Source organism: Ruegeria sp. BG3 (genome assembly GCF_056538485.1).
In genome coordinates this window covers 319,790-340,464 of the sequence record NZ_JBQFTE010000003.1, presented here as the reverse complement: position 1 = coordinate 340,464, position 20,675 = coordinate 319,790, and the positions used below count along the sequence as shown (strand labels likewise).

Below are 20,675 nucleotides of genomic sequence, written 5' to 3'. Positions count from 1 at the left end.
CAAGAGAAGATCTAACACTTAGCAACATGGGCCAAGCAAGCGGGGAAGTGATGCAAGCACACGACGGCATAAATGTTCTGGAAAAGGCGGCGCGGGACGTCGTTCAGCTTAACCCTGATGACAATATTGTTATTGCCCTGCGCGACTTGCAGGCGGGCGAGCAGCCGTCACATGTGTCGACACCTCTGACCTCGCAAGTGGCCCGCGGGCACAAGATTGCGACGATGCCGATTCGGGCTGGTGAAAACGTGATCCGTTACGGCCAGATCATCGGTCAGGCCAAAAGCGACATCGCACCGGGTGAGCACATCCATGTCCACAATCTGGGGATGGGCGCGCATCAACAGGACTATGCGCATGCCAGTGCCAATGCTCCGCTGCCGACGCTGCCCGCAGATCGGACGTTTGACGGGTATCATCGTGCCGATGGGCGGGTAGGGACCCGTAACTATATCGGTATCTTGACCAGCGTGAATTGCTCGGGCTCGGTTGCAAGGTTCATTGCCGAGGCAGCCGAGAAGTCCAGGCTGCTGGATTATTTCCCCAATGTCGACGGGGTGGTGCCGATTGTGCATGGCACCGGCTGCGGCATGTCAGGCAAGGATGAAGGCTACGCCACCTTGTTCCGAACATTGGCCGGTTACGCTCAGCACCCGAATTTCGGGGGTATCCTGCTGATTGGTTTGGGCTGCGAGGTCATGCAGGTCGCAGACCTTGTCGGAGGACGTCCGATCCGCCCTGATGGTGCGTTGCGCTACATGACCATCCAGAATGAGGGCGGCACGCGCCGCACGATCGAACGCGGTTTGGATGAGCTGCGGGGAATAGCCGAACTGGCCAATCAAGCTGAGCGCGCGCCCGCGCCCATCAGTGCGATCACTGTTGGAATGCAATGCGGTGGATCAGACGGGTATTCCGGGATCACGGCCAATCCGGCCGTTGGGTATGCTTCGGATCTGCTGGTGCGCCACGGCGGAACAACGATCCTGTCCGAGACATCTGAAATCTACGGGGCGGAGCATCTTTTGACCCGCCGTGCCGAGACCATCGAAGTGGGCGAAAAGCTCATAGAGCGTATCCACTGGTGGGAAGACTATACCGAGCGCAATGGCGGCGAGATGGACAACAACCCAAGCCCCGGCAACAAGCGCGGCGGGCTGACGACCATTCTGGAGAAATCGCTGGGTGCTGTCGCCAAGGGCGGCACGGCACCGCTGCGCGACGTCTACAAGTTCGGCGAGAAGGTGGACAAACACGGGTTCGTCTTCATGGATAGCCCCGGATTTGATCCATGCTCGGTTACAGGGCAGGTGGCATCAGGCGCGAACCTGATTGTCTTCACCACCGGCCGCGGTTCGGTGTCGGGCTACCAGCCGACACCCTGCATCAAACTGGCAACCAACTCGGAAATGTATGCCCGGATGGCAGACGACATGGATCTGAACTGCGGCGACATCGTCACCGATGGCGTCAGCATCGAAGCCAAAGGCGAAGAGCTATTCGAGGTACTGATCCGTGTCGCCTCGGGCGAGAAAACCAAAAGTGAAGAACTTGGCTTTGGGGGCGTGGAATTCGTCCCCTGGCAAATCGGCGCGGTGATGTAAGCCGCACCGCCCTTGGGGAGAGGGGCAGAATGGGAGGAGAAATGACGAAACTGGTCGACATGACGGGGATTGATAAGCACTTCCCCGGTGTGCATGCGCTGAAATCCGTGCAGTTCGATCTGTTTCCGGGTGAAGTTCACGCACTGATGGGCGAGAACGGTGCCGGGAAAAGCACGCTGATGAAGATTCTCTCGGGCATCTATCAGCGTGACGGCGGCGATCTGGTGATCGAGGGGCGATCTGTCAGCCCAACCACCCCGCGCGAGGCGCAGGATCTGGGCATTGGCATCATCCATCAGGAACTGAGCCTGATGAATGACCTGACCGTCGCGCAGAATATCTTCATCGGACGGGAACCGCGCAAAAGCTTTGGCCGTTTGGACGAAGCCGCGCTGAATGCGCAAACGGCTGAAATCTTCGCCTCGATGAACCTGAACCTCGACCCCAAGGCGCTGGTCGGCAGCCTTACCATCGCAAAACAGCAGATGGTCGAGATCGCCAAGGCTTTGTCCTTCCGGTCGAAAGTTTTGATCATGGATGAGCCGACCGCGGCCCTGAACGACGCCGAAATCGCCGAGCTGTTCGTGATCATCCGCCGCCTCAAGTCTGAGGGTGTGGGCATCGTCTATATCAGCCACAAAATGGACGAGCTGAAGCAAATCTCGGACCGGGTCACGGTCATGCGCGACGGGGAATATGTCGGCACGGTGGGTGCTGCAGAGACCCCGATCAGCCAGATCATCGCAATGATGGTGGGGCGTGAGGTGAATGAGGAACCTCTGGACGTGCCCGATCTGGGTTATGCCGAGGTTTCGCTTCAGGTTTCGGGCCTGACCCGCAGCAAAGAAATCCACGATGTAAGCTTTTCAGTTCAGAAAGGCGAGATACTGGGCTTTGCTGGTCTGATGGGCGCTGGCCGGACCGAGGTCGCGCGGGCAATCTTTGGTGCCGACCCAAAAGATGCCGGTGAGATTCGGGTGCATGGTCAGGTGGTCTCGATCAAGTCGCCCACCGACGCGGTGAAGGCCGGGATCGGGTATCTATCTGAGGACCGCAAGCATTTCGGCCTCGCCACGGGGATGAATGTGCGGGACAATATCGCGCTGGCCTCGATGGATCTTTTCACAAGCACCGGCGGTGTTCTGAACGACAGTGAAATCAGCACCACCGCCAAGGGCTATATCGCACAGCTGGGCATCCGAACGCCATCGGATGTGCAAGAGGTTCGGCTGCTCTCGGGGGGTAATCAGCAAAAGGTTGTCATCGCCAAATGGCTGCTGCGCGATTGCGATATCCTGATCTTCGATGAACCTACACGGGGCATCGACGTGGGCGCGAAATCCGAAATCTACAAACTGCTCGAGGAACTGGCAGAACAGGGCAAGACGATCATCGTGATCTCGTCCGAATTGCCCGAGATCATGCGCCTCAGCCACCGCATCGCCGTGATGTGCGAGGGCCGGCTGACCGGCATTCTGCCCGGCGGAAAAGACACCACACAAGAAGACATCATGCATCTGGCCACCCAACGGGCGGCGGCGATGCAGGTAACGGGGACAATTCAATGACCACAGCTACGGATATCGACAAGAAAAAGCCCCTCGGGGGTTTGTCGGAAAGCGGCGCCTACCAGAAAATGCTGGCCTTCGCGAGCTTGATCGCGTTGCTGATCGGCTTTTCGATCGCATCGCCGAACTTCATGCAAACCTCTAACATGATTGCAATTTTGCAGGCGACCTCGGTCAACGGGGTGCTGGCGGTGGCCGCGACTTTGGTGATCATCACCGGTGGCATTGACCTATCGGTTGGCACGCTGATGACCTTCTGCGCGGTGATCGCGGGGGTGGTGCTGACCTATCTGGGCATGCCGTTGCTATTGGGTGTCGCGGCCGCAATCGCGGCAGGCGCGTTCTGTGGCCTGTGTTCGGGAACATTCGTCGCTAAGATGAAAATCCCACCCTTCATCGCCACGCTTGGCATGATGCTGATCCTGAAGGGGCTGTCGCTGGTAATTTCGGGGACGCGACCAATCTACTTTAACGACACGCCAGGCTTTGACCAGATCTCGCGCGGGTCACTGATCGGAGAAGTCTTCCCCGCGCTGCCCATACCTAATGGCGTTCTGATCCTGTTCATCGTCGCAATCGCCGCCTCGTATATCCTGAGCCGTACAGTTCTGGGCCGCTATACCTTTGCGCTGGGGTCGAACGAAGAGGCGGTGCGTTTGTCGGGCGTCAACACCGATATGTGGAAGATCCGCATCTACGCACTGGCCGGGGCTATCTGCGGCATCGGCGGCATCCTGATCGCCTCGCGCCTGAACTCAGCCCAGCCTGCTTTGGGCCTTGGGTATGAGCTGGAGGCCATCGCGGCGGTTGTCATCGGCGGCACATCGCTGTCGGGCGGTCGCGGCACGATCCTTGGCACCTTGATCGGCGCCTTGATCATGGCGGTGCTGACCAACGGGCTGCGGGTCCTGTCCGTTGCACAGGAGTGGCAGACGGTTGTCACCGGCGCGATCATCATTCTGGCCGTTTATGCCGACATGGCACGGCGCAAGAAGTCCGGCTGAGTTTATCCAATCAAAAAACGACCAACTGTGGAGGAGAAAACATGTTTTCACGTCGTTTCATTCTGGGGGCGCTGAGTGCGGCCACCCTGGCAGGTCCCGCCTCGATGGCAGCTGCCGAAGAAATCTATATCCCGCTGGTGTCCAAGGGCTTCCAGCACCAGTTCTGGCAGGCGGTGAAGTCCGGCGCAGAGCAGGCGGCGGATGAGTTTGACGTCACGATCACCTTCGAAGGCCCTGACAACGAAACCATGGTAGACCGTCAGATCGACATGCTGGCGGCTGCCCTGGCTAATAATCCCAAAGCCATCGGCTTTGCCGCGCTGGACAGCCAGGCGGCAATCCCACTGCTGAAACAGGCCAATGACAAAGGCATTCCGATTATCGCCTTCGACAGTGGTGTCGATAGTGACATCCCGCTTTCGACCGCAACTACAGACAACCTTGCAGCGGCCGGTTTGGCTGCGGACAAGATGGCCGAGAAGATTGGCGGCAAAGGCAAGGTCGCCGTTGTGGCGCATGACCAGACCAGCCGTACGGGGATCGACCGACGCGACGGGTTCGTAAACCGCATCGCCGAGAAATACCCGGACATCGAAGTCGTTACCGTTCAATACGGTCAGGGCGATCACCTGAAATCGACCGAGGTGACCAAGGCGATCCTGACTGCAAACCCGGATCTGAATGGTATCTTCGGCACCAATGAAGGCTCAGCCATCGGCGTTGTGAACGGCGTTCAGGAACTGGGCACCGAAGGTCTGGTCATCATCGGCTATGACAGTGGCAAGGCACAGAAAGACGCGATCAAAAGCGGTCTGATGGCTGGTGCGATCACGCAGAACCCGGTTGGTATCGGCTATGAAACCGTCAAAGCTGCCGTTTCGGCCCTGAAAGGTGAAGAAGTGCCGAGCCTGATCGACACGGGCTTCTACTACTACGATGCCTCGAATATCGACGACCCGAAAATCTCGGCCGTTCTGTACGACTAAGACCATCCACTCACAATAACCTGTCCGGCCTGCCCTTACTGGGTGGGCCGGATGCTTTAGAGGTAGCTCGGGTCAACTAGTGGCCATGTGTCCTAGGCCTGGGGTGCAGGCCCGAGTGACTCGCGTATCTTTGTCGTGGCTTCAAGCTGAATACTTGACCCCGCATCCTCACCTTTGCGCAAAGCGACCAGCATACGGGCGGCGCCTTTGCCCATGTTTCGATGCGGAACATGAACCGTTGTCAGGGCCGGAGTTACGATCTCTGCTATTTCGATGTCATCAAACCCGGTGATGGAGACATCCAGAGGCACCTGAAGACCCATTTTCCGGGCCTGCCTGAGAGCACCAGCGGCTAGTACATCGTTGCCGCACAATATTGCAGTGGGTCTCGGGTCCAATTCCATTGCTGCTTCAAGGGCGCGGGCACCGTTGTCGATCGAGTAGGGCGTTTCGATGACATGCAAGTTGCCGGCATCAAGGTCCCGAGACAGCATCGCTTGCTCGACGCCCTCACAGCGCAACCGAGCCCGGTCGTTCCCGTCCCGCTCTGCTGTGACAAAGGCTATGGCGCGATGTCCAAGGTCGAGAACCTGTTCGGTCAGCGCGCGCATGGCGCTTCGGTTATCGAACCCGATGGACAGGTGCGTTTGGTCAGGATCATAGACCCAGGCGACTACACACGGGATCCGTTGTTTCCTAAGGAAATCGTAAATCTGTGGGGTCCGGTCAAAGCCTATCAGTAAAAGCGCATCCGCACCGCGTGCCACGAGGCTGCGGATTTGCTCTTCTTCAAGCTCAGGGTTATACGAAGAGCTGGCGACAAGGAGGGTTATGCCATGCCTCTGAAGCTCTTCCTGAAAGGCTTGGAGGCCCCTTGCGAAGATCGCGTTCTCCATCGTCGGGATAATTGCGCCAAAGGTTCTGGTGCGCTTGGCGGCAAGGGCCTGAGCCCCGAAATTCGGTGTGTAGCCAAGTGTTTTGACTGCGCTGAGAACCCTTTCGCGGGTTTTCTCGGACACCATTTTGGGATTGTTGAGGCACCTCGACACCGTGGCCGTTGAAACGCCTGCACGTTGTGCAACGTCTTCCAGCGTCGGTGACGTCCGGCTTGGCTGGTCTGGAGAAGATGCCTTCGTCATTTACCTAAATACACTCGTGGTTTCTGCGCTCCATTTGCGCTCTTAGGAATGCGGGGTCAACTACGGTGCCATTCTAGGTACAGTGTAAGCGCTTGCAATGCAAAATGTAAGCGCTTACAGTTGCTTCGAATCGGAGAGGAGGGGGTTTGGGAATGTTCATATTCGCGGCCATTGCGCTTTTTCTGGCGTTCCTGATCAACGTCGTCGCGGGCGCATTTGGCTACGGCCAATTCCTGGGCGACGTAGGAGAGATGGTGTTGCTGTTCGCGGCATCGCTCGCATTCGTTGTCGTCACGCTAAGGAAAGAGGCGGCTGCACAATCAAAAAAACAATAAATGACATGACCCATAGGGAGGAAAACATGGATCGTGAAAAGCAGGAATTGGCTTCGGCTTCACGCCGGAACTTCTTGAAGCTGGCAGGAAGCGGTAGCTTCACCGCAGCGTTGGTTGCAGGGGCTGCGGGGACTTTGTGGTCCAGCGAGGCCGCGGCACAAACCGCCAAGGAGGAGCGTGAACGCGAGGATGCAGCGGAATTCACGATGACCCTTGCGACAGCGTATGTCTTGGGTGCATCGCGCAGCTATCCGATCATGCAGTTGGACCTGAAGGAAAACATCCAGAACGCCACCAATGGCAAGGTCTATGTCAAGCTGGCACCTGGTGGTCAGCTGGGGGCCGGTGGTGCCCTGGTGCAAGCAGTGCAGGCTGGAACCATCCAATGTGCGCAGCATTCCCTGTCGAATTTCGCTCCCTATGCGAGCGCGGCAGACCTTATCAACATGCCCTATTTCTGCGGCTCGAACCAGCGCTTCACCAACCTTGTGACCTCGGATGCGTGGAAAGCCGAAGTACACCCCAAGATCGAAGCCGCAGGTTTCAAGGCGCTTTTCTACATCAATATCGACCCACGTGTCGTGGCCGTTCGCAAGGGTGGCAATGCCGTGATCACGCCTGGCGACATGGCAGGCGTCAAGTTCCGCGTGCCCGGCTCGAAGATGCTGCAGCAGTACTATCGTATGGTCGGCGCGAACCCGACGCCGGTGGCCTGGGGCGAAACGCCTTCGGCGATCAAGCAGGGCGTGGCGGATGCTCTGGACCCGTCGGTTGGCGCGCTCTTTGTGTTTGGCTTCAAGGACATCCTGAGCCATGTCACCTTTACCCAAGCGGTGCCGGACAGTCAGATTTACTCGATGAATCTGGAATGGTTCAACTCGCTACCCGCAGATGTGCAGGAAGGCATCGAGTTCGCGGGCGAGCTGACCTCGCATCAGAACCTGGCCAAAGTTCCATCTGCGCGCACCTATGCAATGGCGGAACTGCGCAAAGCAGGTGTTGAGTTCCACAGCCTCAGTGAGGATCAGCTGGCGGAATGGAAAGCCGCTGGTGGATACCAACTGTCCGATTGGGATGAGTTCAAGGTCGAGCTGGCCGGTTCCATGGACAACTTTGCCAAGCTGGAAGAAGCGGCTGGCACGAAAGGGCGCTACTACGTCCACGATGCTTGATACGCCTCGTCGCGTTTCAGGGGCGGCATAGTTACAGGCCGCCCCACAAATCTGACGACAACTTGGAAATCCGGCTGCCGGCTGCCCTTGAGGTGTCGGTGAACGGGAGGATTGCATGCAACGAATACTGCAAGAACTGAACCGGAATGCCGAGCGCTGGCTGCTGCTCGTGTTCTACACGATGCTGGTGGCGACGATGTTCATCGAAGTGCTTCGGCGCGAGTTGTTGTCCTATTCCTCGATCTGGGGCGAGGAAATCGTCCGATACTCGTTTATCTACCTCGCGTGGATCGGCGCTGCCGCTGCGGTTCGTGAACGCGGACATATCCGCATTGACGTGATCATGCACTATGTCAGCCCGCGGATTAAGGCGCTGCTGTATCTCTTTGGGGATCTTGTGATGGTCGCCGTCTCAGTCGTGGCGCTCTACTACTCGTATGAAACAGTCCACGTTTCCGCAAAATTTGGATCTGTAACAGATGGTCTGCGTATCAGCCGCGTGTGGTTTCTGATGGCCGTTCCAATCGGTTTCGCACTGGTTCTGCTTCGCCTCTTCCAATCCATCCTCCGCGACATCGCGGACCTTCGTGCGGGTCGCCCCGTTTACGAAGGTGACAAACTGTTCGACTGAGGGGGCTGGACATGCTTTGGAATCAACTCGATCAATCCGTTGTTCTCGGCTGGGATTTTTATGGCCCGGTCATCCTGTTCGTCGTCCTTGTCGCACTTGCCGTTCCCGTCTGGGCCGCCATCGGCTCCGCCGCGATCCTGATGCTTGTCTGGTCAGGGGCTCTGCCTTTGAGCCTCGTCGGGGAAAAGCTGTTCTCTGGCATCGACTTTTTCGCGTTGACGGCTGTGCCGCTGTTTATCTTAACGGGCGACGTCCTAGTAAGAACCGGGCTCAGTCGAAAATTTCTTGATGTGGCCGAGGCTCTAACTCAGTTCGCCAAGGGCGGCTTTGGATCGGCCACGGTACTTGTCTGCGGGATGTTCGCCGCGATCTCGGGCTCGGACGCCGCAGGGGCCGCAGCTGTTGGCCGCATGACGATCGACCGCCTGGTCGAATCCGGCTACCCCCGGCCATATGCCTGTGCTCTTGTTGCTGCGGGTGCCTGTACCGGTATCCTGATCCCTCCATCGATCGCATATATCATCATCGGCCTTGTTTTGGGGATTTCTGCCTCGACACTGTTCCTGGCCGCGCTGATCCCCGGCATTGCGATCCTGCTGTCCATTCTTGCCACGAACATCATCATGAACCGCCTCAAGGGCTGGGAAGGTGGTGGCAACATCAGCATGGGCGAGTACTTCTCGCGGCTTGGCAAAGCCCTGAAGTCAGGTTGGTATGCCTTTCTGGTGCCCGGCATCATCTTCTACGGCATCTTTTCGGGTCGACTGACGCCGACCGAAGCAGGCGCTACAGCCGTGGTGGTGACGATTGTCATGGGGTTCATCCTGCGCACTCTGAGCCTGAGCGATTTCCCAGCCATGCTGGTCAGTTCAGCCAAGGTGAACGGGGTCATTCTGCCGATCATCGCCTTTTCGGCCCCCTTGGCCGAAGCACTGGCCATCATTGGTGTTCCGCAGGGCTTTGTGGCAGCCGCCACCTCGGTCAGTGACGAACCGCTCGTCCTTATCCTGATGATGGTCGGCATTCTGATCGCGGCGGGCTGCGTGATGGAGACCACCCCGAACATAGTGATACTCGCGCCGATCCTGAAACCGCTGGCGGATGACATCGGCATGAACGAGATCCAGTTCTGCATCATGATGATCACCGCTTTGGGCGTTGGATTTATCACGCCACCCTTGGGGCTGAACCTTTTCGTGGTCGCAGGAATAACGGGCGAGTCGATCCTAAAGATCGCTTATCGCGCCATTCCGTTCGTCCTGTTCATGCTGATCGTCACCCTGTTCATCGCTTACGTGCCGACGATCTCGACCGTTCTTCTGCCAGATATTTACAAATAGGAAGCAATCAATGCCGAGAGAATATCTCAAAAAAGCGACGCTGACCTCGAAAAGCGATGCTTCGGAAACCAAGAAAATCGTCCGCGACATTCTTGATGAAATTGAGGCCGGCGGGGATGAGGCAGCCATGGCCTACGCCCGGAAGTTCGATAATTACGATGGCGAAATTCTGTTGTCGCCTGAGGCCATTGAGGCTGCGTCGGCCCTCGTGCCCGAAAAGCTGAAGCAGGACATCCAGTTTAGCCACGCCAACGTCAAGAAGTTCGCCGAAGCGCAGTTGGGCACGGTCAAGGATTTTGAGACCGAGGTCGTGCCTGGCTTTATTGCGGGGCAGAAGGCAATCCCGGTGGATGCTGCAGGCTGCTATGTGCCCGGTGGACGGTATAGCCATATCGCAAGCGCGATCATGACCGTCACCACGGCAAAAGTCGCTGGGTGCAAGCACATCGTCGCCTGTTCACCACCACGCCCCGACGTGGGTATCGCGCCTGCCATCATCTATGCAGCACATATCTGTGGTGCAGATAAAATCCTGGCCATGGGCGGTGTTCAGGGCGTTGCGGCGATGACGTTTGGCCTATTCGGCTTGCCCAAGGCCAATATTCTCGTAGGTCCGGGAAACCAGTTCGTGGCTGAGGCGAAGCGGATGCTGTTCGGCCGTGTCGGCATCGACATGATTGCCGGCCCGACCGACAGCCTGATACTGGCCGACAAAACAGCCGATCCGATGGTGGTTGCGGCCGATCTCGTAGGTCAGGCCGAACATGGCTATAACTCGCCGGTCTGGTTGGTCACCGATGACCGCGCCCTAGCCGAAGAGGTCATGCGGCTGGTGCCAGAGCTGATTGCCGATCTGCCAGAAGTGAACCGCGACAATGCCACCGCCGCCTGGCGCGACTATGCGGAGGTCATCCTGTGCGCGGACCGAGAGGAAATGGCGGCAACTTCCGATGCTTATGCACCCGAACACCTGACGGTTCAGGCGGAAGATCTGGAGTGGTGGTTGGATCGCCTCAGCTGCTATGGCTCGCTGTTCTTGGGCGAGGAAACCACCGTGGCCTTTGGCGACAAGGCGGCGGGTACAAACCACGTCCTGCCGACCTCTGGGGCGGCCAGCTACACAGGTGGCCTGAGTGTGCACAAGTACATGAAAATCGTGACTTGGCAGCGCGCGACCCGTGAAGGTGCCAAGCCCGTCGCTGAAGCGACCGCACGGATTGCACGCCTCGAAGGCATGGAAGGCCACGCACGCACCGCTGACATCCGCCTGAAGAAGTACTTCCCAAACGAAGAATTCAACCTGACGGCGCAAGGCTAAAACACTTGTCTTCCTCACGATTATTCAGCGTTGACGGCCGCGTGGCCGTTGTGACCGGGGCCAGTTCTGGCCTCGGACAACAAGCGGCAACGATCTTGGCAAACTCTGGCGCAAGGGTGGTGGGCGTTGCCCGCCGCGCCGAAGCCTTGGCAAGCTGGGCGGACGAGATGGGCGGAAACGTTGCCGTCGTCGCTGGCGATGTGGCCGATCTTGAAAACCAACCGGAGCTCGTGTGCGAAATCGCTGCTCCGTTCGGTGCGCCGGATATTGTTGTTCACGCTGCGGGCCTCAACCCAAGACTGCCTGCCGAGGAGCTGTCACCAGAGATTTGGAACGCGACCCTTGCGGTCAACCTCTCCGCCCCGTTCTTCCTGAGCAAGGCTTTCGTCCCGGCCATGAAGGCGAAAGGCTGGGGGCGGATTATCAACTTTGCCTCGCTGCAGTCCTTCCGCGCCTTTCCAAACGGACTTCCCTATGGCGCTTCAAAGGGTGGCGTGGCCCAGATGACCCGCGCCATGGCCGAGGCGTGGTCGTCTGCGGGGATCAACACAAATGCGATTGGCCCGGGCTTTTTTGAGACCGAACTGACTGCGGCGGTCTTTGCTGATCCCGAACGCGCCGAACGTAACGCAGCTCAAACTTGCATTGGCCGCAACGGGGCGCTCGGAGATCTCGATGGGCCTCTGCTCTTTCTGTGTTCAGAAGCCTCTCGCTACGTGACCGGCCAACTCCTGATGCTGGACGGAGGGTTCACCGCCAAATGAAAGCTCTTGTTTATACCGACGTTAAGGCCCTGTCTTACGAAGAGACCAGGGACCCAACCCCACAGCTGGGCGAGGCGCTGATCCGGGTGGAAAGCGTGGGCATCTGTGGTTCGGACATGCATGCCTATCTGGGGCACGACAACCGTCGCCCGGCCCCTCTTATCCTTGGGCACGAAGCGGCTGGTACCATAGTTGACGGACCTCGCGCAGGTGAGCGTGTGACGATCAACCCTCTGGTCAATTGCGGTGCCTGTCCTGCCTGTGTTTCCGGACGTGAAAACCTGTGTCCGACGCGGCAGATAATCTCGATGCCCCCGCGCGAGGGCGCCTTTGCCGAGCTTGTGCGGATCCCCGAAGCCAATCTGGTCACAGTGCCTGACGATGTTTCACTGGCCAAGGCAGCACTGGCCGAACCCATCGCCGTCGGCTGGCATGCGGCCCGACTTGGCGTTGAGGCGCTGCATCCATCGGAACCGCGCCAAGCGCTTGTCATTGGTGGCGGCGCAATTGGAGTGGCCGCCGCTTTATCCCTGCAAGCGATGGACTTTGACGAAGTTGTAGTCGTCGATAGAAATGACATCCGCCGAGAATACCTCGCCGCCACCTGCGGAATGCAAGTCGCCAAGGAGGTTCAGGACGAATTCCCTGTTGTTGTCGACGCAGTCGGATTTGCGGCAACAAGGGCAGCTGCCTCTGCCGCTGCCAAGCCTGGAGGTGTGGTTCTGCATATCGGCCTGGGTGAAGATACTGGCGGCCTGGATGTGCGTCGCATGACGCTGCAGGAAATCACCTTTATCGGCACATACACCTATACCGCACAAGATTTCCGCGACACCGCCGCAGCCATGTTCGATGGCAGGCTGGGCGCGCTGGACTGGGTGGAAAGCCGCCCGTTGTCAGATGGCGCGCATGCCTTCGAAGACATTCTGGCAGGGCGCGTCGCGGCCCCGAAAATCATTCTAAAACCTGACGCCTGAGGAGACTACAAATGGCTGAAATCCCCCACTTGCTCGTCCACGAACATGCCGACAATGTCGGTGTTGTCGTGGTCGAGGGCCTGACGGCCGGCACCGATATGCTGGTCTGCGTAACCCATGACAATTCGACCTTCCGCCTGACATCAGGCGCTGATGTGCCAATCGGCCACAAGATCGCGCTGAAAGACTTCAAGGACGGCGATACCGCGATCAAATACGGCGAGGATATCGGCAAGATCATCGCTGACATCCCCAAGGGCAGTCACGTCCACACCCACAATTGCAAAACGAAGCGCTGGTAAGGAGTCCTCTTCATGGCACTCGATTTCAAAAATATGTCTGTGCATGCTTACCGTCGTGAGAATGGCCGTGTCGGCGTTCGTAACCACGTGGTTATCCTGCCGGTCGACGATATATCAAACGCAGCGTGCGAAGCCGTTGCTAACAACGTCAAAGGCACGCTTGCCATCCCGCATGCCTATGGCCGCCTACAGTTTGGCGCGGATCTGGAGCTGCACTTCCGGACCATGATTGGCACCGGGGCGAACCCCAATGTGGCCGCTGTTGTCGTGATCGGTATTGAGCCCGGTTGGACCAAGCGGATTGCGGACGGCATTCGCGAAACCGGCAAACCCGTTGCCGAATTCTCGATCGAGCAGAAAGGGGATTTTGAAACCATTCGTCAGGCCAGCTGGGCCGCGAAGGAATTTGTGCATCTGACCTCGGAATACCAGCGCGAAGAATGCGCGCTGAACGAGCTTTGGATCTCGACCAAATGCGGTGAGTCTGACACCACCACCGGTTTGGGGTCCTGCCCGACGGTTGGCAATATGTACGACAAGCTGCTGCCCGAGGGCATCACCGGTTTTTTCGGCGAAACCTCCGAGATCACCGGCGCTGAACACATCTGCCAGAAACGCGCGATCAACGAAGAAGTGGGTGAGCGTTGGTACAAGATGTGGAAAGCCTATCAGGACGACGTGATCTTTGCGCATCAGACCGATGACCTGTCGGATTCCCAGCCGACCAAAGGTAACATCGAAGGCGGCCTGACCACGATTGAGGAAAAAGCTTTGGGCAACCTCGAGAAGATCGGTCGGACCTCGCAATATATCGACATCCTCGATGCCGCCGAAGCGCCAAGCTCGGGCGCAGGGCTTTACTTCATGGACAGTTCCTCGGCCGCGGCAGAATGTGTGACCCTGATGGCGGCCGGTGGCGCTGTCATCCACACCTTCCCCACGGGTCAAGGCAATGTGGTGGGCAACCCGATTGTTCCGGTTATCAAGATCACCGCGAACCCTCGGACTGTGCGTACGATGGGCGAGCACGTGGACGTCGACGTGTCGGGCATCCTGCGTCGGGAACAGACCATTGACGAAGCGGGCGATGCACTGATCGACATGATCCGCCGCACAGCCAATGGCCGCAACACAGCCGCCGAAGCACTTGGCCATCGCGAATTCTCGATGACCAAGCTTTATCGCAGCGCCTAGATCTGGCAGGGGCGGCGCCAAGGTGCCGCCCCACCCAAAGATAAAACCATGGCACATATGGAAAACATCAGCCTTTCCGAGGCCAAGGCCCTCATTTCGGGTGCATTGATGGCTCAGGGGGTTTCTAAGGAACACTCTGAGTCCGTCGCCAATGCGCTGGCGGCGGCAGAAGCCGAAGGCCAGGCGGGTCACGGTTTTTCGCGTCTCGGGGACTATGTCGCGCAGGTGCGTAGCGGAAAGATAAACCGGGACGCAAACATTACTTCTCGCCTGACTAGTCAAACTGCGATCTCCACTGACGCCGATTTCGGGTTTGCGTACCCAGCGCTGGATCACGCCATCTCAGAGGGCATAAGCGTGGCGCGTTCGTACGGCACAGCAACGATGTCGATCAAAAACTCGCATCACGCGGGGACGTTGTCGGTGCAGGTCGAAAAGCTCGCCGCTGAGGGCCTTGTTGGCTTGATGTTTGCCAATGCCCCTCCGGCAATCGCCCCTTGGGGCGCCGCGAGTCCGGTTTTTGGCACCAACCCCATTGCCTTTGCAGCGCCGCGACGCGACGCGCCGCCGCTGGTGATTGATCTGGCGCTGTCGCATGTTGCGCGCGGCAAGGTCATGCATGCCAACAAGACAGGCCAGCCCATCCCACCGGATTGGGCCTTTGACAAAGACGGCCAACCCACAACCGACCCAGCCGCCGCATTGGCTGGTTCTATGGCCCCCGCCGGAGGGGCAAAGGGAACCGTGCTTGCCTTGATGGTTGAGGTTCTCGCGTCGGTTTTCACCGGTGCGAACCCCAGCTTGGGCGTGGCTTCTTTTTTTGACGCAGAGGGGCCTTCTCCAGGGTCCGGACAGTTCCTGATTGCTATGAGCCCAAACAATCTGGACGCCTTCACGGACCGTCTCGAAATGGTGCTAACGGCCATCGAAAGCCTCGAAGGCGCACGGCTTCCGGGGGATCGGCTTGCAGAGTCGATCAGCAGCGCGCAGGCGCATGGCATAGCGGTTCCCGGTCAATATCTTGATCTGGCTCGCGAACTCGCGCGTGCAAATGTCTGAGGCCGCCAAGATGATCGTTTCCCGCGGCACGGCCGCCACAAACGCCCCCTAAATCGACAAAGGAACTGACTATGTACAAGCACATTCTGATCCCGGTCGCTCTGGACCACGAAGGCGTCGTCGCCAACAAAATCGCCGCTGGGCGCCGTCTGCTTGCCGAAGACGGCCGGATGACCTTGATGACAGTGCTGGAAGACATACCCGGTTTCGTCGCCGAATTCGTGGAGTCGAAACCCGAAAACCACCTGACAGCGCGTATCAAGGACGAACTGGATCGCCTTGCGAGCGGCGCGGAAGACATCTCGACCGAAGTCATCACCGGCAAACCGGGCCTGAAAGTAGCGGAGTATGCCCGTGAAAACCATGTTGATTTGGTTATTGTCGGTTCTCACAAACCCGGCGTTAGGGACTATCTTCTGGGCTCGACGGCGTCGCGTATTTCACGCCGCGCGCCGTGTTCGGTCTTCATCCTTCGATGAGGGGCAAGGGGTCTCAATCCCTCAAAAGACCCGGTACTGGCCGCCCGGACAAAGAGACTCGGCTGTTGCTTGGCCAGAGCGACGGAACAAACCTTAGCGAGCAGCCCTATGATCGCCGCCGCTTGTCTTATGCATCCACATTCAGCAACCCGGTTCAGCGATGGGCGATCAAAGCGATTGAGCTGGCTACAAGCAAATTCCATTTGTTGCGTCGCATCCGAAAATTCGAGGCAATGGGTGTTCCCGCTGGGCAACCCTTCTGGGGCCAGGCCCTCAAGGTGATGGGCATCGCGCTGCTAACGCCCGATGAAGAAATTCGTCAAATCCCGAGCAAAGGGCCCGTGGTGGTTGTCGCCAATCACCCGCACGGACTTGTCGACGGCATGATCCTGGCGGAATTGATCGGTCATGTCCGAACCGACTACAAAATTCTAACGCGGTCTCTGCTGACGGGTGTCCTTGAGATTGACCAGTTCATGATCCCGGTCCCCTTTGATCATGAACCCGACGCTCTCGAAAAGAGCCTTGAGATGCGCCGAAAAGCTATGGAGCATCTTGCGAACGGAGGGTTGATCGCATTGTTCCCTTCCGGGGTTGTTGCCTCGTCGAACAGTTGGTGGGGCCCTGCGATCGAACGCGAATGGAATCCCTTTACAGCCAAACTTATCCAGCGCTCTGGGGCCACAGTTGTCCCCATTCGTTTTCCCGGACGCAACAGTCGCGCATATCAAATCGCCAGCAATGTCTCCGCCACGCTGCGCCAAGGGTTGCTTTTGTACGAAGTGCGGCATGCCTTGGACAAACCCCAGCGCCCGATCGTCGGTGACCCTATCTAGAGAGACGAGATTGAAAAACGGGCCGGCAATCCACGGGATCTGCTCGAGTTTCTAAGACGGCGCACTGTCTCTTTGACCAGTCGGCGTTGATCTCCCTTAGGGCCAATCAAGAAGATCGCGTATCAGGCAGGAGAGACTGTTAAGTGCCTACAATTATTGCCTATTGCGTCCATCAAAAAACGTTTGGTTCATCGGCTGGGACGACATGCAATTGTTCTGCATTGTGGTCTGCGCTTTTGCCGCAAACAGAGCTTCCAATAGAATGAGTAACGACTGCGCAGACCACGACCACTACTAGAAACCTAGGTCGCGCCCGGCCATACTTGACGACCCCGTTTCGGCCGATAGTGCCGAAATTCGCCAGGCAATGAAGGAGCACCAAACAACAAGTTTTGCTTTGGGGTTGAGCATGCTTGCAGCTCCAAAGTCTGTCAAACCGATGCTTTTCCTACTGGTCTGAACGTAGGTTCTCATTCCAACTCATCTGGGAAAGCGCCCGTCATGCGCCTTGGTGATCATGCAAGTTCTGTGTTAGGGAATGGCGCGCTCTGGTTCTTGAAGTGCAAAACAAATTAGAACGAAGATTCCAACAAAGGGAGAAATTAAATGTTTGAAAACAAAAGAACTGTTCGTGCGCCTGATGGCCGTCTGATCACTATCGATCAATCCGGAGTTTATGCTCAGCGCGGTACCAATTCTGCACGTCGCCAATCTGCGATCGCTGCCGAAGACGTATGCTACGGTGACCCTTCGCAAGTCGGGGCCAAGATTGACCCCGGCCAGCATGGAGCCAAAATTGACCCGTCTCAGCTGGGTGCAAAGATTGATCCGGGCCAAATCGGGGCCAAGATCGATCCAGGTCAAATTGGCGCCAAGATTGATCCAGGCCAACACGGAGCCAAAATTGATCCGTCTCAACTGGGAGCAAAGATTGATCCGGCCCAAGTCGGGGCGAAGATTCAACCAACTGCTTAAAACCAGTCAAAGCAACGTGTTTGAGTGTTGGCTCAAGCCTTTGAGCCAACATTCGTGTCGCGCAGTAAGAATCGTCATTGCGCGCACTGATAGGTTGTTCCCAGTCGCGTGAGAACTTGTTTTGAAACAGTATTTTGATGGGACACATCGCATTCGCTCGCCCAAGCAGACGGTAGAGCTTTTGCGGGACCTGTTTCCGGTTTTTGGCATCACGCGTATCGCGGATGTCACAGGGCTTGATCGTGTTGGGCTACCGACAACCGTCGTATGCAGGCCAAACTCGCGATCAATGGCAGTTTCTCAGGGGAAGGGCGTGACATATGACGCTGCGGTCGCTTCTGCCGTGATGGAGTCCATCGAGATTTTCCACGCAGAACGTATTGTGGCTCCTGTCATACTCGCGAGCCTTGAAGATATCAGATACACGCACAGCGTTTTGCCAGTTGATCAGTTGCCGCTAAGCAATGAGATGAAATTTGATCCTTTCGCGCCGAACCTCTGGATTGAAATGCAACTGTTGGTGGGTTCGGAAAATGTGTGGGTTCCCTACGAATTGGTACATACAAACTACACGCGCCCTCTGCCACCCGGGAGCGGGTTCTTCCTGTCGAGTTCGAATGGTCTGGCCTCGGGGAACTCACTTTCCGAGGCAAAGATACACGGCTTGTGCGAAGTGATCGAACGGGATGCTGTTGCGCTATGGTCGAGTTTGCCGTGGCCGGAACGAGATGCACGTCGGATTGATCAACTGACTATCGAAGACCACGGTTTGTGCCAGACCCTACACAAATTCAAGGACGCCGACATTAACTTGGCGATCTGGGACGTGACGACGGAAATCGGCGTGCCCGCCTACTTGGTATGGGCATGTGAAAATGGAAACGTGCCGGTACTTCTCTCGCGCCCATCTGTCGGCGCGGGGTGTCACCCGTGTCGGCAGATCGCGCTCTCGCGCGCCCTGACAGAAGCTGCGCAGGAACGGCTGACTTTGATCACGGGCGCGCGTGATGATCTGCATTCGGACTACTACTCTGAGATGAAGTTCCAAGAAACGATTGCCCGACCTGGATGCCTGAGTTTTGACTCCAGGCAGTCGTATGAAAGCAAATCTCCCGAGGGAGATCTTGTTTGGCTCAAATCGCGGTTGACTGCCGCTGGACTGGACGGTGCCTGCTTCATTGACATTACAGCCGACTATGTCTCCAATCGCATTGCAGTTGTACGGGTGGTCGTCCCCGGGTTGGAGGGGCCGCATGACGACCCACGCTATACGCCGGGACTGCGTGCGCAAAATGCGACAGCGTTAATGCAATGACCGTTTTTGTTTTCTGCGGCCCCACCATTCACGAAAGTGAAGCCAAACAGATTTTGACCGCTGAATATCTGCCCCCGGCGGCTCAGGGGGATGTATTGGATGCGGTCGCGCGAAAGCCACGCGCTATCGGAATAATTGACGGCTATTTTCAGTTCACACCCTCCGTGTTGCACAAGGAAATACTCTGGGCGCTTGATCAGGGTATACACGTGTTTGGCAGCTCCAGCATGGGCGCGTTGCGGGCGGCGGAACTGCATAGTTTTGGCATGAAAGGGGTCGGCCGCATCTTTGAGGAATACCGCGACGGTCTATTGACGCGTGACGACGAGGTTGCATTAAATCACGGACCTGCAGAACTGAAATACCCGTCGCTGTCAGAGCCGCTTGTAAACATCAGAGCAACACTTGAAGTTGCTTCGGAAAACAAATTAATTTCTCAAGTAACGGCCGATAAGCTCCTGAATCTTATGGATCAAGAGTATTTCTCCAACCGCTCGTACGAACACATGCTGCACCTCGGCGAACAGGACAATGTGCAACCCGATGAATTGCTTCGGCTTGAACGGTGGCTTGAGAACAATACGGTCAATTTGAAGAAAATTGATGCGATCGAAATGCTTAAGTCTATGAACGCATTTCTACGCGACACACCTGGTCCGTTCACTGCGCGCTTTCGGCTGGAACGAACGTCGATATTTGATCAGCTCACGTCATGATCGCCCGTCTCAAACCATCGCAACTCTACGCCAATGGTCCAGCTTACTTTGCGCTTGGCGTGTTTTTTATGTCTGCGATGGACGCGGTCGCCAAGGTGCTATCCGAGACGTATTCCGGGCTTCAGATCATCTTGTTCGAAAGCACCTTTGGACTTTTGTTTTTCTTTGTATTTATTGCGCCTCGAAACTGGAGATCTTTGGCCTCACCAAGATGGCCGCTATTGATGGCAAGGGGCGTGCTGACCTTAGGCACAATGTACTTTTTCATTTCCGGTCTTCAAAACTTGCCGCTTGCCGAAGTGACCATGATTTTCATGGTCGCGCCTATCTTTTCGATGGTCTTGTCTTCACTTGTGTTTCGGGAACATCCTGGGCTTCCACAACTACTTGCACTCGTTTCCGGCGCTATGGGCGCTTTACTTTTAATACGCCCGCCGGGCCTAGGTCTTAACGTGGCAGCCTTTTTTCCATTGGCGGCGGCGTTGTGTAGCGCACTCGGCTTAATCACGGCGCGTGCCCTTTCAAGACGGGATACACCGGAAGCAATCGCTGGATATGAGTATCTCATGGTCTTTGCCGCAGCCGCTGTTTTGGTTCCCTATGGGAGCTACGTTCCAAGTTCTTCCGACCTCTGGCTCGTTGGCTTGCTGGGTGTTTGTGGCGCTTTGTGTGTGTATTTCAGAACGTCAGCATGTTCCTTCTCACCAATTAGTACGCTGGCCTCGATTGAGTATTCCGGAATGCTCTGGGCAGTATTCTTCGGATATTTGATCTGGAATACCTTGCCCGATTTGTGGGGTTGGATTGGCGCTGGTCTCATCACAGTTGGCGGTCTTTTGGCCAACAAAACCAAAGAGGACGCATCTCTTGTCTAAAGATGCGAGTTTTTGGCGAAAACAGCCTCTTCGCACATGGATCAGAACGGACATGGACCAGCTTGCTTGACCTTTTCCCTTTGTGA

The 20,675-nt window shown here is 57.1% G+C and carries 21 protein-coding genes; 20 read left to right on the top strand and 1 reads right to left on the bottom strand.

Going from position 1 to position 20,675, the window contains the following annotated elements; genetic code table 11:
- The first annotated feature begins 50 nt into the window (after positions 1-50).
- From ACR0AI_RS07445 to ACR0AI_RS07430, 4 genes are read left to right on the top strand one after another with little or no spacing between them, the layout of a single operon-like run.
- Positions 51-1,604 carry a UxaA family hydrolase gene (locus tag ACR0AI_RS07445; protein WP_480672852.1) on the top strand — a complete coding sequence of 518 codons (1,554 nt, stop codon included), beginning with the start codon at positions 51-53 and terminating at the stop codon, positions 1,602-1,604.
- A 41-nt stretch (positions 1,605-1,645) separates the two neighbouring features.
- Complete coding sequence (locus tag ACR0AI_RS07440; protein ID WP_480672850.1) at positions 1,646-3,172, top strand: sugar ABC transporter ATP-binding protein; 1,527 nt, start codon at positions 1,646-1,648, stop codon at positions 3,170-3,172.
- The gene (locus ACR0AI_RS07435; RefSeq protein ID WP_170378165.1) at positions 3,169-4,176 is read left to right on the top strand and encodes an ABC transporter permease; all 1,008 of its coding nucleotides are present in this window, start codon (positions 3,169-3,171) and stop codon (positions 4,174-4,176) included. Before ACR0AI_RS07440 ends, ACR0AI_RS07435 begins: the two co-directional genes overlap by 4 nt.
- A 41-nt stretch (positions 4,177-4,217) precedes the next feature.
- The gene (locus tag ACR0AI_RS07430; protein ID WP_170378167.1) at positions 4,218-5,162 is read left to right on the top strand and encodes an ABC transporter substrate-binding protein; all 945 of its coding nucleotides are present in this window, start codon (positions 4,218-4,220) and stop codon (positions 5,160-5,162) included.
- A 92-nt stretch (positions 5,163-5,254) separates the two neighbouring features.
- Here ACR0AI_RS07430 and ACR0AI_RS07425 read toward each other — a convergent pair whose 3' ends face one another.
- Positions 5,255-6,301, bottom strand: a complete 1,047-nt coding sequence (locus ACR0AI_RS07425; RefSeq protein ID WP_480672847.1) for a LacI family DNA-binding transcriptional regulator — start codon at positions 6,299-6,301, stop codon at positions 5,255-5,257.
- A gap of 152 nt (positions 6,302-6,453) precedes the next feature.
- Here ACR0AI_RS07425 and ACR0AI_RS07420 point away from each other — a divergent pair, with 152 nt between their 5' ends.
- The 16 genes from ACR0AI_RS07420 to ACR0AI_RS07345 all read left to right on the top strand — a co-directional run bounded on the left by ACR0AI_RS07420 (position 6,454) and on the right by ACR0AI_RS07345 (position 20,589).
- The gene (locus ACR0AI_RS07420) at positions 6,454-6,636 is read left to right on the top strand and encodes a hypothetical protein (protein WP_170467628.1); all 183 of its coding nucleotides are present in this window, start codon (positions 6,454-6,456) and stop codon (positions 6,634-6,636) included.
- A 26-nt stretch (positions 6,637-6,662) separates the two neighbouring features.
- Entirely contained in the window at positions 6,663-7,808 is a 1,146-nt protein-coding gene (locus ACR0AI_RS07415) for a TRAP transporter substrate-binding protein (RefSeq protein ID WP_170467626.1), read from the top strand.
- 115 nt (positions 7,809-7,923) lie between these two features.
- Positions 7,924-8,439, top strand: coding sequence for a TRAP transporter small permease (locus tag ACR0AI_RS07410; protein WP_480672845.1), 516 nt, complete (start codon positions 7,924-7,926; stop codon positions 8,437-8,439).
- 11 nt (positions 8,440-8,450) lie between these two features.
- Positions 8,451-9,779 (top strand): TRAP transporter large permease, encoded by a 1,329-nt coding sequence (locus tag ACR0AI_RS07405; RefSeq protein ID WP_170378176.1) that lies wholly within the window; start codon positions 8,451-8,453, stop codon positions 9,777-9,779.
- A gap of 10 nt (positions 9,780-9,789) precedes the next feature.
- Positions 9,790-11,097 carry a histidinol dehydrogenase gene (gene hisD / locus ACR0AI_RS07400; RefSeq protein WP_170720323.1) on the top strand — a complete coding sequence of 436 codons (1,308 nt, stop codon included), beginning with the start codon at positions 9,790-9,792 and terminating at the stop codon, positions 11,095-11,097.
- A 41-nt stretch (positions 11,098-11,138) separates the two neighbouring features.
- Positions 11,139-11,861, top strand: coding sequence for an SDR family NAD(P)-dependent oxidoreductase (locus ACR0AI_RS07395; protein ID WP_480672843.1), 723 nt, complete (start codon positions 11,139-11,141; stop codon positions 11,859-11,861).
- The gene (locus ACR0AI_RS07390) at positions 11,858-12,838 is read left to right on the top strand and encodes a zinc-dependent alcohol dehydrogenase (RefSeq protein ID WP_480672841.1); all 981 of its coding nucleotides are present in this window, start codon (positions 11,858-11,860) and stop codon (positions 12,836-12,838) included. The genes ACR0AI_RS07395 and ACR0AI_RS07390 overlap by 4 nt, the downstream gene beginning before the upstream one ends.
- A gap of 11 nt (positions 12,839-12,849) precedes the next feature.
- Entirely contained in the window at positions 12,850-13,140 is a 291-nt protein-coding gene (locus ACR0AI_RS07385; RefSeq protein WP_480672839.1) for a UxaA family hydrolase, read from the top strand.
- Positions 13,141-13,152: 12 nt separating this feature from the next.
- On the top strand, positions 13,153-14,334 hold the full coding sequence (locus tag ACR0AI_RS07380) for a UxaA family hydrolase (RefSeq protein ID WP_170467617.1): 1,182 nt from the start codon (positions 13,153-13,155) through the stop codon (positions 14,332-14,334).
- 48 nt (positions 14,335-14,382) lie between these two features.
- Positions 14,383-15,393: an Ldh family oxidoreductase gene (locus ACR0AI_RS07375; RefSeq protein ID WP_480672837.1), complete on the top strand. Its 1,011-nt coding sequence runs from the start codon at positions 14,383-14,385 to the stop codon at positions 15,391-15,393.
- A gap of 71 nt (positions 15,394-15,464) precedes the next feature.
- Positions 15,465-15,872 (top strand): universal stress protein, encoded by a 408-nt coding sequence (locus tag ACR0AI_RS07370; protein WP_480672835.1) that lies wholly within the window; start codon positions 15,465-15,467, stop codon positions 15,870-15,872.
- Positions 15,873-15,937: 65 nt separating this feature from the next.
- Positions 15,938-16,708 (top strand): lysophospholipid acyltransferase family protein, encoded by a 771-nt coding sequence (locus ACR0AI_RS07365; RefSeq protein WP_480672833.1) that lies wholly within the window; start codon positions 15,938-15,940, stop codon positions 16,706-16,708.
- 606 nt (positions 16,709-17,314) lie between these two features.
- On the top strand, positions 17,315-17,683 hold the full coding sequence (locus ACR0AI_RS07360) for a hypothetical protein (protein WP_480672831.1): 369 nt from the start codon (positions 17,315-17,317) through the stop codon (positions 17,681-17,683).
- Positions 17,684-17,804: 121 nt separating this feature from the next.
- The gene (locus ACR0AI_RS07355) at positions 17,805-18,998 is read left to right on the top strand and encodes a YcaO-like family protein (RefSeq protein ID WP_480672829.1); all 1,194 of its coding nucleotides are present in this window, start codon (positions 17,805-17,807) and stop codon (positions 18,996-18,998) included.
- Positions 18,995-19,714 (top strand): TfuA-like protein, encoded by a 720-nt coding sequence (locus ACR0AI_RS07350; protein ID WP_480672827.1) that lies wholly within the window; start codon positions 18,995-18,997, stop codon positions 19,712-19,714. The genes ACR0AI_RS07355 and ACR0AI_RS07350 overlap by 4 nt, the downstream gene beginning before the upstream one ends.
- Entirely contained in the window at positions 19,711-20,589 is an 879-nt protein-coding gene (locus ACR0AI_RS07345) for a DMT family transporter (protein ID WP_480672825.1), read from the top strand. Before ACR0AI_RS07350 ends, ACR0AI_RS07345 begins: the two co-directional genes overlap by 4 nt.
- Positions 20,590-20,675: the final 86 nt, after the last annotated feature.

Bases quoted from the DNA above. Each gene is read 5' to 3' on its own strand.
- ACR0AI_RS07345 (WP_480672825.1), top strand. From the start codon at position 19,711: ATGATCGCCCGTCTCAAACCATCGCAACTCTACGCCAATGGTCCAGCT.
- ACR0AI_RS07370 (WP_480672835.1), top strand. From the start codon at position 15,465: ATGTACAAGCACATTCTGATCCCGGTCGCTCTGGACCACGAAGGCGTC.
- ACR0AI_RS07440 (WP_480672850.1), top strand. From the start codon at position 1,646: ATGACGAAACTGGTCGACATGACGGGGATTGATAAGCACTTCCCCGGT.
- ACR0AI_RS07390 (WP_480672841.1), top strand. From the start codon at position 11,858: ATGAAAGCTCTTGTTTATACCGACGTTAAGGCCCTGTCTTACGAAGAG.
- ACR0AI_RS07350 (WP_480672827.1), top strand. From the start codon at position 18,995: ATGACCGTTTTTGTTTTCTGCGGCCCCACCATTCACGAAAGTGAAGCC.
- ACR0AI_RS07375 (WP_480672837.1), top strand. From the start codon at position 14,383: ATGGCACATATGGAAAACATCAGCCTTTCCGAGGCCAAGGCCCTCATT.
- ACR0AI_RS07360 (WP_480672831.1), top strand. From the start codon at position 17,315: ATGTTTGAAAACAAAAGAACTGTTCGTGCGCCTGATGGCCGTCTGATC.
- ACR0AI_RS07405 (WP_170378176.1), top strand. From the start codon at position 8,451: ATGCTTTGGAATCAACTCGATCAATCCGTTGTTCTCGGCTGGGATTTT.
- ACR0AI_RS07410 (WP_480672845.1), top strand. From the start codon at position 7,924: ATGCAACGAATACTGCAAGAACTGAACCGGAATGCCGAGCGCTGGCTG.
- ACR0AI_RS07415 (WP_170467626.1), top strand. From the start codon at position 6,663: ATGGATCGTGAAAAGCAGGAATTGGCTTCGGCTTCACGCCGGAACTTC.
- ACR0AI_RS07445 (WP_480672852.1), top strand. From the start codon at position 51: ATGCAAGCACACGACGGCATAAATGTTCTGGAAAAGGCGGCGCGGGAC.
- ACR0AI_RS07435 (WP_170378165.1), top strand. From the start codon at position 3,169: ATGACCACAGCTACGGATATCGACAAGAAAAAGCCCCTCGGGGGTTTG.
- ACR0AI_RS07430 (WP_170378167.1), top strand. From the start codon at position 4,218: ATGTTTTCACGTCGTTTCATTCTGGGGGCGCTGAGTGCGGCCACCCTG.
- ACR0AI_RS07380 (WP_170467617.1), top strand. From the start codon at position 13,153: ATGGCACTCGATTTCAAAAATATGTCTGTGCATGCTTACCGTCGTGAG.
- ACR0AI_RS07420 (WP_170467628.1), top strand. From the start codon at position 6,454: ATGTTCATATTCGCGGCCATTGCGCTTTTTCTGGCGTTCCTGATCAAC.
- ACR0AI_RS07425 (WP_480672847.1), bottom strand. From the start codon at position 6,301: ATGACGAAGGCATCTTCTCCAGACCAGCCAAGCCGGACGTCACCGACG.
- hisD (WP_170720323.1), top strand. From the start codon at position 9,790: ATGCCGAGAGAATATCTCAAAAAAGCGACGCTGACCTCGAAAAGCGAT.
- ACR0AI_RS07385 (WP_480672839.1), top strand. From the start codon at position 12,850: ATGGCTGAAATCCCCCACTTGCTCGTCCACGAACATGCCGACAATGTC.